A 16991-nucleotide genomic window follows, 5' to 3' on the forward strand; every position below is an offset into this window, starting at 1 on the left:
GGCTGACATCCATCACGTCCTGGTCGCTACGCTCACCGCTTCACCGAGTGTCCCGTTCGACGCGTCAGAGGGGAAGACCGCCCTCCGGCGCGCACCCCCGCGCGCCGCGTCGGGAATGATTTCCGCCACCCGCTGTTGTAAGGGGCCGCTGGCGCCTGGACCGCCGCGCTCTGCGGCATCCGAATCGCCGGCGCGGAGAGTCTTCCCTTCGCGGAGGGGTGCACGGCCGTGATCGAAATCAGCGACCTATACAAGTACTACGGCGACCGGAAGGCCATCGGGCCCCTGTCGTTCTCGATCGAGGCGGGAGAGATCGTCGGTCTGCTCGGCCTGAACGGCGCGGGCAAGACGACGACGCTCAGGATCCTCGCCTGCGATCTGCTCCCGTCCGCGGGCCGTGTGCTCGTGGACGGACTGGATGTCGTCGACCACCCCCACGAGGTGCGGTCCCGCATCGGATACCTCCCCGACAGGCCGCCGCTCTACGACGAGATGAGCGTGCGCGCCTTCCTCCACTTCGCGGCGCGCCTGCGGGGCGTCGACGCCGGCGCGGCCGACGCGCGGGTGGCCGAGGCGCTCGCGGTGACGCAGCTCGACGACGTGGCCGCGGATCCCATCAGCTCGCTGTCCCACGGCTTCAAGCAGCGCGTCGGCATCGCGCAGGCGATCGTGCACAAGCCGCGGCTGCTCGTCCTCGACGAGCCGATCAGCGGCCTGGATCCCGTGCAGATCGTCGAGATGCGCGCGCTGCTCCGGAGCCTGCGCGGCAAGCACACGATCCTGCTCTCCAGCCACATCCTCTCCGAGATCAGCGAGACGTGCGATCGCATCCTCGTGATCCGGGACGGCGAGATCGGCGCGCAGGGGACCGAGCAGGAGCTCTCGGCCAAGCTGCTCCACGGCGTCCGGGTCGAGCTCACGGTGCGCGGCCCCGCGGCCGAGGGCGCGGGCTACCGCGTGGCGCGCGGCGAGGCGGCGAAGGCGCTCGACATCACGCGCGCGGTCGAGGGCGTCACGTCCGTCGAGCAGCTCACCACGACCGAGCCGGGGAGCGACGTCGTGAGCTTCGCGGTCGAGGCCGACCGCGACGTGCGCGCGGCGCTGTGCGCCGAGCTCGTGAAGGCGGGGATCGGCATCCTCGAGGTGAAGCGGAGCGAGCGGGAGCTCGAGTCGGTGTTCCTGCGGCTCGCCACGCGCGCGACGCCCGGGGCGAAGGACAGGTCCGCCGCGGCCGACAGGGCGAGGGCCGGCGGCGATGCAACGAAGGCCCCTGCGGAGGAGCAGGCGGAGGAAGGCGAGGGCGAGACATGAGAGGGACATTGCTCGTCGCGCGGCGGGAGCTGTCCGCGTACCTGAGATCACCGCTCGGGTACGTCGTCGCCGCCGCTGCGCTGCTCATCGACGGCATCTACTTCCAGGTCGCGGCGCTCGGGTCGGGCGCGCGGCTGTCGGCGGAGGTGCTGCTCAAGTTCTTCGACGGCACGGCGTTCATCACGATGGTCGCGGCGCTCATCCTCTCGATGCGGCTCATCGCCGGCGAGCGCGAGAGCGGGACGCTCATCCTGCTCAAGACCGCGCCCGTGCGCGACGGCGAGATCATCGCCGGCAAGTTCCTCGCCGCGCTCGCGCTGGTGTCGCTGATGACGGCGATCACCATCTACATGCCGCTGCTCATCTTCGTGAACGGCAAGGTGTCCGTCGGGCACATCCTGGTCGGCTACTCCGGGGTGCTGCTGCTCGGCGCCGCGTCGCTCGCGATCGGGCTCTTCGCCTCGACGCTCGCGGCGAGCCAGGTCATCGCGGTCATCCTCGGGGCGGCGATCATCGGGACGCTCGGCTTCCTGTTCCTCGTCGCCCGCGTGACGGAGCCGCCGCTCAACGACTTCGTGAGCGCGCTGAACCTCTACCCGCTCAACCAGAAGCCGTTCCTGAACGGCGTGCTCCGGCTGGAGAACGTCCTGTACTACGTCGCGGTCGCGTACTTCTTCCTGCTCGCGGCGACCCACACCCTGAAGGCGCGGAGGTGGCGGTGAAGGACAAGCAAGCTCAGGCCGACGAGGCCGAGATCCGCGGCGAGGGAGCGGGCTCCGCGCCCCCGCCGGACGCCGGGCGGGAGGCCCCGCCGGCCGGCGAGCCGGCGCCTGCCGCGCCGCGCACAGCGCCAGCGATCCGCGCCGGGGGCTGGATGGTCCCGGCGTACGCGGGCGCGCTCCTCGCCGTCTTCCTCGGCGAGCGCGTGGTGCCCACGATCGAGTGGCTCCGCTACGCCCTGTCGGGGCTCGGGTTCCTGACCCTGGTCCTCGTCACCGCGCTGCGCTTCGCGACCGCGGTGCGCGAGGCGGGCGAGCGCCGCGCGGTCGAGCGCGCGCTCGCGATCCTGTCGGCGCTCGGCGTCGTCGCGGTGGCGGCCTACTTCACGACGACCGACGCGGGGCAGGCCGCGCTCGGCGCCTCGCGCGCCGCGCCCGAGCTGCGCGCGCGCATCCACGCGGCCACGACGGTCGCCTGGATCGCGCTCCTCGTCATGGCGACGGTGCCGCTGTTCTTCGGCGAGGCGGCGCTCGCGCCGATGCGGCGCGCCGAGCGCATCGAGGGCCGGCGGGTGCGCGCCGCAACGCTCTCGGGCGTGACGCTCGGGTTCGCCGCGGTCTACTCGGCGCTCTTCGTGTTCGCCGCGAGCCAGCTCGATCTCAAGGCGGACTTCTCGTACTACCGCACGGCCCGCCCGGGCGAGTCCACGAAGCGCGTCGCCGAGAGCCTGACCGCGCCGCTCAAGATCACGGCCTTCTTCCCGCAGCAGAACGAGGTCGGCGCCGAGGTGGAGGGCTACCTGCGCGAGGTGAAGTCCGCGTCGCCGCAGATCACGGTGGAGATGCAGGATCGCCTGCTCGTCCCCGCGCTCGCCAAGGAGGCGAAGGTCACGCAAGACGGCGTCATCGTGCTCTCGCGTGACAGCTCGCGCGAGACGCTCTCCGTCGGCTCCGACATCAAGAGCGCGGGCGCCAAGCTGAAGAGCCTCGACGCCGACTTCCAGAAGGTGCTGCTCAAGGTGATCCGGCCGCAGCGCACCGCCTACCTGACGGTCGGCCACGGCGAGCTGAACGAGTCGGCCAGCTCCCCCGAGGGGCGGACGACCAAGAACCTCCGCAAGCTGCTCGAGTCCCAGAACTACGTCGTCAAGGACCTCGGGCTCGCCCAGGGGCTCGGCAGCGAGATCCCGAAGGACGCGAGCGTCGTCATCGTGCTCGGCCCGCAGAAGGCGTTCCTCCCGGAGGAGGTCGCGGCGCTCAAGCGGCACGCCGACGAGGGCGGGCACCTCCTGCTCGCGCTCGATCCGGACGCCAAGGTCGATCTGGATCCGCTCGCCGGCGCCGTGGGGCTCACGTGGAAGCCCGAGGTCCTGGCGAACGATCGGGTCTACGTGCGGCGGCGCTACAACGACTCGGACCAGGCGATGCTGGTCACGACGCGGTACTCCTCGCACGCCTCGGTGTCGACGCTGAGCCGCCACGCGCAGCAGGCGCCGACGATCTTCCCGGGCGCGTCGTCGCTCGACAAGCGCGACGGCGGCGACCTGAAGATCGACTTCGTCGTCCGCTCGCTGGGCGAGACGTTCGCCGACGCGAACGGCAACTTCAAATTCGACGCCGACAGCGAGAAGCGCAGCGCCTACAACCTCGCCGCGGCGGTCTCGAAGGAGCTCGCGCCCGGCGGGGACGACAAGGAGAAGAAGGAGCTGCGCGCGTTCGTGGTCGCCGACGCCGACGTGTTCAGCGACGCGGCGTTCAGGAACGAACCCAACATCGTGCTCGCGCTCGACGCGCTCCGGTGGCTCGGCGGCGAGGAGAGCTACGCCGGGGAGATCACGACGAGCGAGGACGTCCGGATCGAGCACACGAAGGAGAAGGACCAGGTCTGGTTCTGGGCCACGATCCTCGTGGCGCCGGCCATGGTGCTGGGTCTCGGGCTCTTCATCACGCGCCGCGGGCGGCGCGCGAGCGGGAGGCGCGCATGAGGTTGGAACGCAGCTTTTTCGTGCACCTCGGCCTTGTTGTGGTCGCGGCCTTGTTCGCGGTCCTCGCCTGGACGCGCGACGAGAAGGCGGCCGCCCTCTCGGTCGCGGACGTGACCGTCTGGGCCGGCCGCGCCGACGACGTCGAGCGCGTCGCCTTCGAGGGGAAATCGAAGACGGTCGTCCTCGAGGCGAAGAAGGACAAGGAGGGCCGCTACTTCGTCGGCACGACGGAGCGCAAGACGACGCCCCCGGCCGAGAAGCCGAAGGACCCGCACCAGAACCCCGACGACGCGGAGCAGGACGACGAGCCGCCCGCGCAGGCTGAGCCGACGGTCAAGACGACGACGTTCGTCTCGGTGGCCGCCGGCAACAAGCTCGCCGAGGCGATCGCGCCGCTGAAGGCGCTGCGCTCGATCGGCCGCATCGGCGACGACCGCGCGGCCGAGTTCGGCCTGGCCGAGCCCGAGGGCACGCTCACCGTCAAGCTGCGCGGCGCCGAGCGAAAGCTGGTCCTCGGCGGCGCGACGCCCGGCGGCGCGGATCGGTACGCGCGCGACGAGGCCACGGGCGAGGTGTACGCCATCAAGGGCGACATCTACCGCGATCTCGACACCGCGGAGTCACGGCTCCTGGAGCGGGATCTGCACGAGTGGAAGGACGTCGATCTCGCCAGGGCGCGCGTCATCGCCGGGGACAGGCGCCGCGAGGTCGTGCGCAGCGGCGACGAGGGCAAGAAGTTCTGGGCCGATCCGGCGAGCCCCGAGCAGAACGACGAGACGGTCGGCAACTGGATGACCAAGCTCGACCGCCTCCGCCCCACCGAGTACGTGGCCGCTGCCCCGGAGCAGAAGGAGGTCGTGGTGCGGATCGAGTACACAGGCCGCTCTGGCGACATCGGCTTCGCCGAGCTCGTGAAGGGGCCCCCCGGCGCGAGCGGCAAGCCCGACTATTTCCTGGTCACGGAGCGCACCCGCCTCTACGGCAAGGTGCCGGTCGGCGTCGCCGAGCAGGTCGAACAGGACGTCGGCGCCGTCGTCAAGTAGCCCTTGCGCCTCGCGACCGCGCCGGCGGCTGCTCCGGCGCGGTCGGCGCGGTCAGCCTTCCGCGCGGCGCCGGCCGCGCCCTTCGGCGCAAGCTGTCTCCCCCCAGTCGCTCTTTACTTGCCGTACCGGGTCTGGTCCTGCAACGCTCGGGCGCAATGTTCTTCCGACGATTGCCTACCCTAGCGCTGGGCGCTGCGGCGGCGCTCGCCGCGGCGTGCAGCTCGCCGCCTCCGCCGCAACCCGTGGCGCCGCCGCCGACCGTGACCGCGGCGCCTCCGCCTCCGCCTCCCCCTGCTCCGAAGCCCTGCAAGGCGCTCGATGAGCAGTGCCAGGCAGAGGCGTCGACCCGGGCGAAGATCGCCCAGAGCTCGCTCGTGTTCACGCCCGCGAAGGGCTGGACCTACGCCCAGGCCGAGAGCGCCACGATCGCGCAGGCCGCGGACGAGGGCCCGGCCTTCGCGACGGCGCAGATCGACGCGGGCGAGGGCAAGCAGGCGATCGAGAAGCGCGACGCCGCGCTCGAGGCGCTGGCGCATCAGATCAACGTGACCTTGCCGAAGAAGAAGGTGAACTGGAAGAAGCCCGACGACATCAAGGACGTCGCCGGGCGGAAGATCGGCCTTTGGCAGAAGGAAGGCGCGACCCGCGGGGCCAGGAAGGGCCCGCTGCTGATCTTCGGCGACACCGGGAAGGACGGGGAGATCGTGCTGGGGCTCGGCTTCGTCCCCGAGGACGACAACTCCGGCGCCGACGAGACCATCCTGCAATCGATCGAGTCGATCTCGGTCGCGGCGGAGTGATCGCGTGACGGCACCGAACGTCGCGCCGGGCAGCGTCATCGCGGGGAGGTTCTCGGTCCGCTCGCTCCTCGGCTACGGGGGCGCGACGGCCACCTTCCGCGCGGTGACGGCGCAAGCGCGCGACGTCGCCCTCAAGCTGTACTCGCCGGTCGTCGGCCAGCGCGCGGACGCGATGCAGCACCTCCAGCGGTACGTGGCCGAGACGAACAGGCTGCCGCCGGAGCTCGCCGCGCACATCCTCGAGGCCGGCTACGACCCGGCGACGGCCGCGCCCTTCACGGTGACGGACATGATCCCGTTCCCGTCGCTCGGCGAGCTCGTGCGACGCCGGCCGATGGGCTTCGAGGAGGTCGGCTCGATGCTCCGCTCTCTCGCGGCGGTGCTCGACGCGGCCCACGCCCGCGAGGTCCCCCACCACGGCCTCAAGCCGACGAACCTGTTCATCGACCCGAGCGCTCCGGGCAGCGTGAAGCTGACCGACTTCGGGCCGCCCCTCGCGCGGAGCATGCTGCCGACGCAGGAGGGGTACGTCCTCTCGGCCCCGTGGCTGGCGCCCGAGCAGCTTCAGCCGGGCGGCCAGGCGGGACCGGCCGCCGACATCTTCTCCGCGGCGCTGGTCTCTTTCTTCGCGCTCACGGGCCGCTCCTACTGGCGTTCCTGCCAGGGTCAGGTGGACGTCCAGGCCTGGCAGCGCGAGCTCATGGCGCCGCGCCTCGCCGCGTCCGTGCGGGCCGCGGAGCTCGGCATCCCGCTGAGCCCCGTGCTCGACGGCGCCTTCGCGCGCGCGCTGGCGCACGATCCACGCGAGCGTTTCCGCTCGGCGAGCGAGCTCGCGGCCATGCTCAGCGGCTTCTCGGCGGCCGCGATCGAGGTCGGCTCGACGCTCGCCCTGTCCCCTTCGGTGAACGAGGCGGTCGCGCCCGCGCCGCCGCCCGTTGCCGTCACCGCGGCGAGCGCGCCCGCGCCCTTGCCGCCCGGCGACGCCACGCAGCTGGTGCCCTCGCCGTTTTCTCCCTCGCCGCAGCCGTCGCCCTCGCCGTTTTCTCCCTCGCCGCCGCTCGCGCCCTCGCCGCATCCTTCTGCCGACGCGCCCTCCGGACAGGCGCCGTCGCCTTCGGCCCAGGGCCCGACCCCGTCCCGTGGAAGCGGCGTCCCCGCGCTGACGGCGGTCGGCACCGCGCCCCGGTCGCCGTGGGGCAAGGCGGCCTCCCTGATGGTGGGCATCGTTGGGGTGCTGCTCGTCGGGGGCACGGCCGCCGCGTGGTACGTCCTGGACCGCAAGGACAAGGCGCAGCCGAGCCCCAGCGCCTCGACCAGCGCTTCCGCGGCGGCTCCCCCTGCGCTGTCGGCCGAGCCCGCTCCGCCTGAGCCAGCCCCCAGCGCGCCGGCCGCCGACGCCGGCACCCCGAGCGCCGAGCCTCCGATCGATGCCGGCGCCTCGACCGACGCCGGCGTGGCGACCGACGCGACGGTGAAGATCTCCTGCAAGCCCGTCGCCTGCGAGGAGATCACCATCGACGGCAAGGTGACTCAGGCCCCGGAGGTCGAGCTCGGGCTCACCCCTGGGGTGCACAAGGTGAGCGTCAAGCGAACCGGCTACTTCCCGCGGAGCATGAGCGTGGTCGTCAAGGCCGGAACGCCGCTCGTGCAAGAGTTCCAGCTCACCGAGATCCCCCCGGCTCAGCCGGCGGGGCAGGCGGCGAGCAAGCCTTGCGGCAAATTCCTCAAACGCTGCAAATAGCCGTGTTGCGCGCTCACGCGCGAGGGTGCGCCCGCCGGTACGCGGCGCGCACGTGGTCGTCGGCGAGGTGCGTGTAGATCTCGGTCGTCACGACGTTCGCGTGACCGAGGAGCGCCTGGACGCTCCGGAGATCCGCGCCCCCCTCGAGCAGGTGGGTCGCGAAGGAGTGGCGGAGCTTGTGCGGCGAGCTCGGCTTGGCGATGCCCACGGCGCGCGCATATCCGCCGAGGAGCTTCCACACCGCCTGCCTGGTGAGCGGCCCGCCGCGCGGCGAGAGGAACAGCACCTGGGTCGCCGCGCTGCGCGGGTGCGTGGCGCGCAGCTCCAGGTAGGCGTCGATGGCGGCGAGCGCCGGCTCGCCGAGCGGCACGAGCCGCCGCTTGCTCCCCTTGCCGAGCGCCATCACGATCCCCTTGCGCCGGTCGATGTCCGCGAGCTTGAGGCGCACCACCTCGCTGACGCGCAGGCCGGCCGCGTACATCACATGGAGCATCGCGCGGTCGCGCAGCCCCTTGAACGTCCCTTGCTCGGGCGCCTCGATGAGGAGCGCGATCTCGTCGAACGAGAGCACCTTGGGCAGCCGCCGTCCGACCTTGGGTCGCTCGACCAGCGCGCACGGATCCCGCTCGATGCGGCGCTCGCGGAGCAGGAAGCGGATGAACCCGCGGACCGCGGAGAGGTGGCGCGCCGCCGAGCTGGCGCTGATCCCGGCCTGGCCGAGCGCGACCAGGTAGGTGCCGATCAGCGCCTGGTCGAGCCCGTCGACGGTCGTGATCCCGCTCGCCTCTGCGTGAGCGACGAGCTTGGCGAGATCATGGCCGTACGCCTCGAGCGTCAGGGGCGCCAGAGCCCGCTCGACGCGAAGGTGATCCAGGTAGGCGTCCACCCAGGTCGCGAGGTCCACGGCCAACGGTACTTCGAAAGCGGCGAAGCGCGCCAGAAAGCCGGGCCGGAGCGGAGCGGCCCAGAACGCCCCGAACGGCAGTACGTCTTTCTCTCTTCCGGCGTTTCACCTCCCCGTCCTGGTTCCAGCCGGACGCGGAATGCGTCACAGTGGGCCTCGTGGTGTCAGCCTTCGAGGTCATCGAGCCCCGCGGAGCGGAAAGCCCGGTCCTCGTCGAGGTACCGCACGCGGGCGTCCACGTGGATCCCGAGTCGCTGTCCTGGACCATCGCGCCGGCGCGCAGCATCGGGCGCGACGCGGACCTATACGTCGACGCGCTCTTCCAGGACGCTCCGGCCGAGGGGGCGACGCTCCTGTTCTCCCGGATGAGCCGGCTGGTCGTCGATCTCAACCGGAGCGAGGCCGACTGCGACGGCGACGCGGTCGAGGGCGGCGGCCGGGTGCCCTTCCCGCGGGGGCTCATCTGGCGCATGACCACGGACGGCGAGCCCATCCTCGCCGCCCGGCTGCCGCGGCAGGAGGTGGAGCGCCGGCTCGACCGCTTCTATCGCCCCTATCATGGGGCCCTCAGCGCGCTCCTCGCCCGCAAGCGCGAGCGCTTCGGCTTCGCGATCCTCCTCTGCGCGCACTCGATGCCGAGCCAGAGCCGCCGCGGCCACGCGGAGGGGGCGATCGGTCGGGCCGACATCGTCCCCGGCACGCGCGGGCGGACGACCGCCGCGAGCGCGGTGATCGACGCGGTCGATCAGCACGCGCGCGCCTGCGGCTTCTCCGTGCGCCATGATGACCCCTATAAAGGGGGCTTCAGCACCGCGCACTACGGCCAACCGCACCGTGCCGTCCACGCCGTGCAAATCGAGATTGCACGCCGGCTGTACATGGACGAGCAATCCCTTGCCATGGATGGGCAAGGATTCCCTGCCGTGCGAGACTTCGGGCGCACCCTGGTCGCGCGGCTCACCTCAGCCGAGCTGCTCGGTCAGCTCCGCAGCAGCACTCCCTTCGACGCCCGTGAGATCTGATCCAGCTCCATCAATGGAAAAGCCTTTCGGAGAGGCGAGCCGCGACCGCCCGCCAGCGAGCCGTCGCGCGATCGCCGAACGGGAAAAGGCAGCACCAGCCCAGCCGGAGGGCGCCGCAGCCGGCGACAGCCCGGCCGACCGCGCCCAGGAAGAACCCGCTGCGGCGTCGATCAGCGTCGCTCCGGTCGATCGGCGCCTCGAGTCGAACCCGGCCATCCAGGTCGAGGCGGCGCCCCCGAGCACGCGTGAGCACGTCACCAAGCCGCTGCTCGCGTCCGAAGCGCTCATGGAGGACCTGGCGCCGATGCGTCCAGCGCAGGACGCGGCGCGGATCTGGTGTGCCGCGGTGGGCGCCGGCTTCCTTCTGCTCGGCGGCCTGTCGATCGCTGGGCTCCGCCCGGACGGCGTTGTCGCGGGGCCGCCTGCGTTCGTCCTGGGCATCGTCGCGCTGTTCACCGCGCTCACGTCGGTGAGCTACCGGCAGCGCGCCGTCGCCATGGTGGTGCTCGGGGCGATCGCGACCGTCATCGGCCTCCAGAGCTCGGGGACCGCGGTGGGCTGGGGGACCGCCCGGGCCGTCGCGGCGATAGCGCTCCCGGCGGCGCTCGTCTTCCGGTCTCGCTACAGGGCCTACAGCGGCGCGCGGTGGCTGCTCGTCGCCGCCTTCCTCGTCACGCTCCCATCGTTCGGGCATGCGGTCGTACAGCTGGCTCTGCACGATCCACACCTGGGCCATCTCGGCTCCCTGCTGGTGATCCTGGCGGTCCTGTCCAGTCTTACCGGGTTCATGGGCGCGGAGACGACGGGCGCCGGGTCGTTCCTTGCGGTCGCTGTGGTGCTCGCCTTCACGGCCGACCTCGTCGTTGGTCGGCTCGCGCATGTCGACGCCTTCTCGCCCCGGGACATCGTCATTGTGCTCTCCGCGGGCCTTGCGTTCGCGGCGACGTCCGCGATCACGAGCCTCGGCCTGTTCCAGATCCTGGCCTGGCGCCTGGCAGCCGACGCCCGGCGTATCGATCTGCACTCACGCCGTCCCGAGAACGAGAAGGACGGGCGCGATCGGCGTCCGCCCTCGGGCGGCGAGTGGCTGACCTAGGCCGCGCGTCGGGAGACGCGTAAGGCGTCGGGACACCGAGGGGAGAGGCTCGTCCGGGCCGGGTTGCGACCCGAGCCCTCCCCCATCCCCTCCTGCGTCCGGCCGGCAACAGCGCGCGCTCGACCTCGCCGATGGAGATTTCCACTCCGCTGCGGCAATGCCCCCCGGAGGACGCTTGACATGTCCCCCGGCTTCCTTCACTTTCCCGCGCTCCCGAGCCCCCCTGCTCCCCCGCGCAGGGCGTGCGCCCGGCCAGCTAGTTCGATTTACGGTCGGGGCACCGAGGCAGGGCCCCTTCCAACCGAGGACGTCATGGCGAAGAGCGACATCACTGGGAAGCGGAAGCTTCTGGCGCAGAACGTCTCCCACTCCAACATCAAGACCAAGCGCTGGCAGCTCGTGAACATCCAGACCCGGCGCGTCTGGGTCCCCGAGCTCAACCGCTTCGTGAAGCTCAACCTCACGACGCGCGACATCCGTACGATCGACAAGATCGGCGTTGTCGCCTACGCAAAGCGCCACGGCGTCGCGCTCTAGGCCCAGCGTCGGCGCGCCGGCCGACCCGAATGTCGGCCGCCGCTTCGCGGCTGGATGCGCGCCGCGCTCTGTTCTCCCCCTCTCGGGGTTCGCCTCCATCCATCTCCAGCCCTAGAAGCGCCGCGTGCATGACGGCACGCGGCGTCTGCAGCCGGCGCGAGCTGGCAGGCGTCGGACGCAGCGCACGTTGCGCAGCGGCTCGATGCGCCTCGCTGCAGCCTCAGCGCTCCTCCACGGCGCCCTGGATGGCCCGCGCCGCGTCGGCTTACGGCAGCCACGTGGCCGGCCGATCTCCGCTTCGGCCGACCGACGCCCGCTGCGCCTCACCCCTCTGCCGGCTGCGTCCCTGCCCCCGCCATGAAGCCGGCTGCGAGGTTGGCCGTGCGCGCGTCGCGCTCGTCGCGCAGGACGGCGATGGCGGCGCTGGCCCCCTGCTGCGTGCGGACGTCATGAAGGGCAGCCTCGAGCGCGGTGCCGCCGAGGAGCGCGGTGAGGGCGTTCACCTCGATCGTGGGCTTGCCTGCGAGCGCGATCGCAGCCGCGAAGGCGCCGCGCTGCAGGATCCCGATCGGCGCGGCCGCGGGCAGGGGCGTACCGGGAGCGAGGCGCGTGATCCCGCGGCGCACCGGGACGGCGTCGCGGCCGAGCACGATCTCGAGCTCGGGCACGGCGATGCCATCGTCGGTGCGCGTGTAGGCGAGCGCTGCGACCGTGCCCCAGCCGTCGCAGGCGACGATGGCGTCCGTGGGTCGCGCCACGTCCCCGACCGGCCAGGGCGCCTGGAGCGCGGTCGCGCCCTCCGCGATCGTGGTCGACACGGCCTCCACCTCGGCGGGTATCGCTTCAGCGATGTCTTCGGCGGTCAGCGTTCCCCCTGCGACCGACCCTCCGACGGCCAGCAGCGCCCGCTCCACATCGCGCGCCCGGAGCGCCACCGCGCCCAGCGAGCCGACCTCGCGGAGCAGCGCAGCGCGCCCGCTCGCGCCCGCGCGCTCGGCCGCGGCCACACCGGAGCGAACCAGCTCACGGAGCCGCGCGCGTCCGAGGTAGCCGTGCAGCAGGACCAGCATGCCGAGCGAGCGCGGAACAGCGACGTGCGCGGCCTCCGGGACGCTCTGCCCGTCGACGAACCCGCGCGGCCGCGGCGCGCCGCGCCCAGGCTGGATCGCCCGTCCATCGAACGCCCTCGCGCCCACGCCGACACCGGCCGCCAGCGCGACGGCGGGCGCCAGCAGCACGTCGGGCTGCGCTCCAGCCGCTGCGAAGAAGCCGGCGACGATCGCGTCGATCGCGCTGCCGGAGGACTCGAGCGCGGCCCGAGCGGCCGAAGCCGCAAAGGCGTCGCTCGCGGTGGCTGCCGCGCCGCGGATCACTGCTCCTCGTCCTCGGCGACGAGGGTGCTGGGCATGGGCATGGTCGGCCTTACCACAGCCGAAGCCGTCGAGCGATCGGGCGTGCGCGCGAGCGCCGCCGCGAGCAGCGACTTGATCTGCGGCGCGCGGTCGCCCTCGACGACCAGGAACACCTCACGCCGTCCGCGTAGACGCTCGGCGACCCGCTCGAGCGCGGCCGCTCCCATCGACGAGGACCGCCCGAGCGCGCGCAGCCGCGTATAGACGATCGGCCCGGGCGGCGGCGCGTCGCGGGCGACGTCGAGCACAGGGATGACCTTCGCGGCGCGCGCGGTCGCGACGATGTCGTCGCGCTCCCAGATCCCGGAGGGCTCCCAACAGCGCACGACCCCTTCGGCGGGCAGGCGCTCGAAGAGCGCCGCGAGCTTCTTGCGGTTGCTCGCCGTCGGCCGGAGCGACGCCGGCGTCTGGAGCAGGACGCACCGCGCCTCGAGCACGGCCGCCACCTCGAGCGAGGCCGAGAGCGCCTCGTCGAGTTCGCGCCCGCCGGCGAGCTCGCCGACCACGCGCGGCAGCACCACGCTGAAGACGAAGCCCGGCGGCACCGCCTTGCGCCATTTGCGCAGGGTCGTCGCGCGAGGCAACGACGTATCGAGCGGGCGGAGCTCGACCAGATCGAAGCGATCTTTGTACTTCTGGATATCGCCCTTGAGCGAGGGCAGTCCGACGAGGAGGCGGGCCATCAGCGCGGACTCTTAACCCAGCTTGCGCGCCGATGCAGCGCGTGCCCGACGGCGGCGCGATTTCTCATTTGGGGAGCAAAATCCTTGATTTATTCGAAGTGGAACCACTGCGTCGGGTTGTCCCGGAGGAAACGCTCCATCTCCGCCGTGATCTGCCGCGCTGCCACGTCGAGCTCGGACGATCCTGGCTTGCGGGGGAGCGAGATGGGCCGCGCGATACAGATCTCGTACTCCATGAAGCCGGTCCGCCGCGTGAACACGGGGACGATCGGCGCGCCGCTGGCCGCCGCGAGCTGAAGCGGGCCCTCCGGGACGCGCCAGGGCCGCCCGAAGAGCTCGACGTCGCGCCCGCGCATCCCGGACGGAAGCCGATCGATCTGGATGGCCACGACGCCCTGCCGCCTGAGGTGCGCGAGCAGCGGGAGCACCGCGAGCGGATCGTCGGCCACGTGCTGCATCCGTACGCCGACCCGATCTCGCGTGCCGTCCTGGATGGCCTGCGCTCGCTGGTCGCGCTCGCGCTGCATCACGATGAGCACGTCGGCGGCGTGCACCGATCGCAGCAGCGGCGCGGCGGCCTGCCAGCCGCCGGTGTGCGCCGTGACGACGATCACGCCGAGGCCCCGCCGGAACGCGTTCGTGAAGTGCTCGTCGTTCACGCACAGGCCGGTGAGACGATCGGGCCGGCTGCTGCCCGCGATGAACGCATCCGTGAGGCAGCTGGCGAAGTTGATGAACACCCGGGCGACGTCGCGGTACTCGTCGAGCGTCCCCCGCTCGCCCAGCGCCAGCCGCAGGTTTCTGCGCACGGCCCGCCGCTGCTCGGGCAACACCGCCCCGACGACGAGCCCGAACAACGCAGGGCTGTGCCGGACGAGGAGGTCCGGGCCGTAGGTCACCCCGGCGTCGACTGCCCGCCGCCAGAGGACGGAATCGTGCCGGCGTAGATCGTCGAGGAGCGCTCGGAGCCTGGAGGGGAGATCCACGTGGGTGCTCGTGCGCGCGGCGCCTTGCCGGCGGACACCGTAGCGGATCATCGCGCGCCCGCGAAGAGCGCCCGAGCAGCGCCGCGCTTCCGCGCCGCGCTCGATCGCGGCGGGCGGTGCGCCTCAACCTGCACCGGGATCCTCGATCGGCCCATCAGGCCTCGGCATGCCCGGGCTCGCCGGCTCGCCGCCCCCTGCGTGGCTCATCGCCCACGCGGCGACGGCGCGCACCGAGGCGTCGTCATGGGCGAGCGCCGCGACGAGCGCGCGCTTCGCGCTCGCTGCGGCCGCGCCCTCCGCGCCGCTCGCCAGCCGGTTCGCAGCGACGATCGTCGCGTTTCGGGCGAGCCCGCCGCGTCGCGCGCGCCGGACCGGCGTCCCGACGGTCAGCGCGTCGAACGCTTGCTCGTCGAGCGACACGAGGTCGTCGACGTCCCGCGCTTCCCATCGGGCCAGAGGATGGAACGGCGCGGTGCGCTCGAGCGGCGGGGGCGCGGTCCTGTTGAAGGGGCAGACCTCCTGGCAGACGTCGCAGCCGAAGAGGTGCTCACCCATGCCGGACCGCAGCGCCTCGGCCGGCGCGCTCCTCTGTTCGATCGTCAGGTACGCGACGCAGCGCCGCGGATCGAGCACGAAGGGCGCGTCGAACGCCTGTGTCGGGCACGCGTCGAGGCAGCGCGTGCACGATCCGCAGCGCTCCGCGATGGGCACGTCGGGGACGAGCTCCAGCGTTGTGACCACCTCGCCGAGCAGCTGGTAGCTCCCCTGCCCCGGCGTGATGATCAGCCCGTTCTTGCCGACGAAGCCGATGCCGGAGCGCGCCGCCCAGACGCGCTCCATCACCGGCTCGACGTCGCAGAGCGGCCGCGCGAGCACGGATGGCGCGAGCGATCGGATGAACGCTGCGAGCCGCCGGAGCCGCCGCTTCAGGTGGTTGTGGTAGTCCTGCCCGCGCGCGTACCGCGCGACGCTCTGCGCGAGCGACGGGTCGCGCCGCTCGCTCTCCTTGGGCCGGGCATACCTGCGGCCGACGCACACGACCGAGCGTGCTCCTTCGAGGATCGCGCCGGTGTCCAGGCGGCGCCGCTGCTCCGCGTAGTCCGCGAGGTAACCCATCTCCCCGTGCATGCCGCGCGCGACGAACTCCAGGTACCGCGCGTGCTCGACCCCGAGCGGCTCGTCGGCGCGCGCGACGCCCACGACATCGAAGCCGAGCGCGAACGCCTGCTCGCGCACCAGCCGGTCGGGCGTCGTTCGCGCCGCGCTCGCCTCCCCGGCGGCGCGATGGGAATCGCGCTCGCTCATCGCAGGAGGATGGACCGGAAGGGCGCGCGGCGGTGCTGGATCCACGCTCGACGACCGCGCGCCACGCGGGATCACCCGGCGTTCCGGTCGCCGAGCAGCCGATCGAGCGTGATCGCGCACGCGGCGCGCACGCTCAGGTGGTTGTAGCCGGTGCTCGCCTCCGCCCTGATCGGCTCGATGCGGACGTCGGCATCGGCGATGACCTCGGGCGCGAGGCCCCAGCCTGTGCCGAACAGGATCACCACCGGATCGCTCGCCTCCGCGAGGCGCGCGCGGGTCGCTGCGTAGCTCGTCACCGGGAGCCCTCGCGAGGCCGCCGCGGTCGTCCAGACCTCGACGCCGCCCCGACCCGAGCTGCTCAGCGCGGAGTACACATCGTCCAGGCTGGAGACCACGCTCAGCACATCGAGCGCGACCGCTCGATCCGGGATCCGGCGCTTGCCGGAGCCGATCACCCAGTGTTCCCTGATCCGCTCTGCCAGCGCGCGCTGAGCGGCGACCGGATGAACGACGAAGAGCCGCTCGGCCCCGTACGTGCGCGCGCTCCGCGCCATGTCGTGCAGGTCGAGGTTCGTGATCGCCGTGGTCACCGTCTCTCCGGACCGGTCGAGCACGGGGTAGTGAACGAGCGCCAGCGCGAGCCTCATCGCCGCACCTCGCCGCTCTCATCCGGGGGCGGCTCTCCCCCCCGCGCCTTGCGCCAGAGGTCGGGCCTGCGCTGGGCGGTGCGCAGCTCGGCCTCCGCTCGTCGCCAGCGCGCGATGGCCGCGTGGTTTCCTTGCTGCAGCACGTCGGGCACCTTGTGCCCACGGAACTCCACGGGACGGGTGTACTGCGGGTACTCTAGGAGCCCTGAAAGCGCGGGGCTGTGCGACTCGTGCTCCGCCGACACAGCGTTTCCGAGCACCCCTGGGAGCAACCGCACGCACGCATCGATCACCGCCATCGCCGCAACCTCGCCGCCGGTCATCACGAAGTCGCCGAGCGAGATCTCCTCGTCGACGAACGCGCGGACCCGCTCGTCGAACCCCTCGTAGCGACCGCAAACGAGCGCGACGGCAGGGCGCGCCGCGAGCTCGATGGCCTTCTCCTGACGGAAAGGCTGCCCCTGCGGCGTGAGCAGCACCCGGTGCGCGCGCGGCAGAGGCACCGAGGCCCCTCCCGCCTCGGCCCCGGGAGGCGGGTTCGACGCGTCGCCTTCGGCGGCGGCCTCGTCGAGCGCCTCCATGCAGCGGACGATGCAGTCGACGCGCATCACCATGCCGGAGCCGCCGCCGTAAGGCGTGTCATCCACGCTCCGGTGCCGGCCGAGGCCAAACTCACGCGGGCTGCGCGTCCGCACGGCAAGCGCGCCCGACGCGAGCGCGCGCCCGACCATGCCGATCGCCAGGAACCCCTCGAACAGCTCCGGAAACAGGGTGACTACGTCGATGCGCATCAAACTTGC

General features: G+C 72.3%; 16 protein-coding genes. 9 read left to right on the top strand and 7 right to left on the bottom strand.

All coding sequences use genetic code 11. The features are described 5' to 3' along the window. Positions 1-228 precede the first annotated feature (228 nt). From WMF29_RS24025 to WMF29_RS24050, 6 genes are all read left to right on the top strand, one after another. Positions 229-1311, top strand: coding sequence for an ABC transporter ATP-binding protein (locus tag WMF29_RS24025; RefSeq protein ID WP_437331066.1), 1083 nt, complete (start codon positions 229-231; stop codon positions 1309-1311). Beyond that, the gene (locus tag WMF29_RS24030) at positions 1308-2033 is read left to right on the top strand and encodes an ABC transporter permease (protein ID WP_272093347.1); all 726 of its coding nucleotides are present in this window, start codon (positions 1308-1310) and stop codon (positions 2031-2033) included. Before WMF29_RS24025 ends, WMF29_RS24030 begins: the two co-directional genes overlap by 4 nt. After that, complete coding sequence (locus tag WMF29_RS24035; protein ID WP_437331067.1) at positions 2030-4015, top strand: Gldg family protein; 1986 nt, start codon at positions 2030-2032, stop codon at positions 4013-4015. The genes WMF29_RS24030 and WMF29_RS24035 overlap by 4 nt, the downstream gene beginning before the upstream one ends. Continuing rightward, positions 4012-5058, top strand: a complete 1047-nt coding sequence (locus WMF29_RS24040; protein ID WP_437331068.1) for a DUF4340 domain-containing protein — start codon at positions 4012-4014, stop codon at positions 5056-5058. The genes WMF29_RS24035 and WMF29_RS24040 overlap by 4 nt, the downstream gene beginning before the upstream one ends. A 170-nt stretch (positions 5059-5228) precedes the next feature. Beyond that, positions 5229-5858, top strand: coding sequence for a hypothetical protein (locus tag WMF29_RS24045; protein WP_437331069.1), 630 nt, complete (start codon positions 5229-5231; stop codon positions 5856-5858). Between the two features lie 4 nt (positions 5859-5862). After that, the gene (locus WMF29_RS24050; protein ID WP_437322485.1) at positions 5863-7599 is read left to right on the top strand and encodes a serine/threonine protein kinase; all 1737 of its coding nucleotides are present in this window, start codon (positions 5863-5865) and stop codon (positions 7597-7599) included. Between the two features lie 13 nt (positions 7600-7612). Here WMF29_RS24050 and xerD read toward each other — a convergent pair whose 3' ends face one another. Beyond that, a complete protein-coding gene (gene xerD / locus WMF29_RS24055) occupies positions 7613-8503 on the bottom strand; it encodes a site-specific tyrosine recombinase XerD (protein ID WP_437322486.1) in 891 nt (296 codons plus the stop codon). 158 nt (positions 8504-8661) lie between these two features. Between xerD and WMF29_RS24060 the strand changes: the two genes are divergently transcribed. The 3 genes from WMF29_RS24060 (at position 8662) to rpmB (ending at position 11158) form a co-directional block, all read left to right on the top strand. After that, positions 8662-9525, top strand: a complete 864-nt coding sequence (locus tag WMF29_RS24060) for an N-formylglutamate amidohydrolase (RefSeq protein ID WP_437322487.1) — start codon at positions 8662-8664, stop codon at positions 9523-9525. A 13-nt stretch (positions 9526-9538) separates the two neighbouring features. Continuing rightward, positions 9539-10621 (top strand): hypothetical protein, encoded by a 1083-nt coding sequence (locus WMF29_RS24065; protein ID WP_437322488.1) that lies wholly within the window; start codon positions 9539-9541, stop codon positions 10619-10621. Between the two features lie 312 nt (positions 10622-10933). Beyond that, entirely contained in the window at positions 10934-11158 is a 225-nt protein-coding gene (gene rpmB, locus WMF29_RS24070) for a 50S ribosomal protein L28 (RefSeq protein WP_061608570.1), read from the top strand. A 323-nt stretch (positions 11159-11481) separates the two neighbouring features. Here the strand turns inward: rpmB and WMF29_RS24075 are convergent, their stop codons facing one another. The 6 genes from WMF29_RS24075 to trmD form a co-directional block, all read right to left on the bottom strand. Continuing rightward, complete coding sequence (locus WMF29_RS24075; RefSeq protein ID WP_437322489.1) at positions 11482-12531, bottom strand: hypothetical protein; 1050 nt, start codon at positions 12529-12531, stop codon at positions 11482-11484. Continuing rightward, complete coding sequence (locus WMF29_RS24080; protein ID WP_272093356.1) at positions 12528-13253, bottom strand: DUF72 domain-containing protein; 726 nt, start codon at positions 13251-13253, stop codon at positions 12528-12530. The genes WMF29_RS24075 and WMF29_RS24080 overlap by 4 nt, the downstream gene beginning before the upstream one ends. An 89-nt stretch (positions 13254-13342) precedes the next feature. Continuing rightward, entirely contained in the window at positions 13343-14290 is a 948-nt protein-coding gene (locus WMF29_RS24085; protein WP_437322490.1) for a lysophospholipid acyltransferase family protein, read from the bottom strand. Positions 14291-14362: 72 nt separating this feature from the next. Beyond that, the gene (queG, locus tag WMF29_RS24090; protein ID WP_437322491.1) at positions 14363-15544 is read right to left on the bottom strand and encodes a tRNA epoxyqueuosine(34) reductase QueG; all 1182 of its coding nucleotides are present in this window, start codon (positions 15542-15544) and stop codon (positions 14363-14365) included. Between the two features lie 71 nt (positions 15545-15615). Further along, on the bottom strand, positions 15616-16191 hold the full coding sequence (locus tag WMF29_RS24095; RefSeq protein ID WP_437322492.1) for an RNA methyltransferase: 576 nt from the start codon (positions 16189-16191) through the stop codon (positions 15616-15618). Next, positions 16188-16982 (bottom strand): tRNA (guanosine(37)-N1)-methyltransferase TrmD, encoded by a 795-nt coding sequence (gene trmD, locus WMF29_RS24100; protein ID WP_437322493.1) that lies wholly within the window; start codon positions 16980-16982, stop codon positions 16188-16190. Before trmD ends, WMF29_RS24095 begins: the two co-directional genes overlap by 4 nt. Positions 16983-16991: the final 9 nt, after the last annotated feature.

Source organism: Sorangium sp. So ce381 (genome assembly GCF_051473845.1).
Classification (GTDB): Bacteria; Myxococcota_A; Polyangia; order Polyangiales; family Polyangiaceae; genus Sorangium; species Sorangium atrum.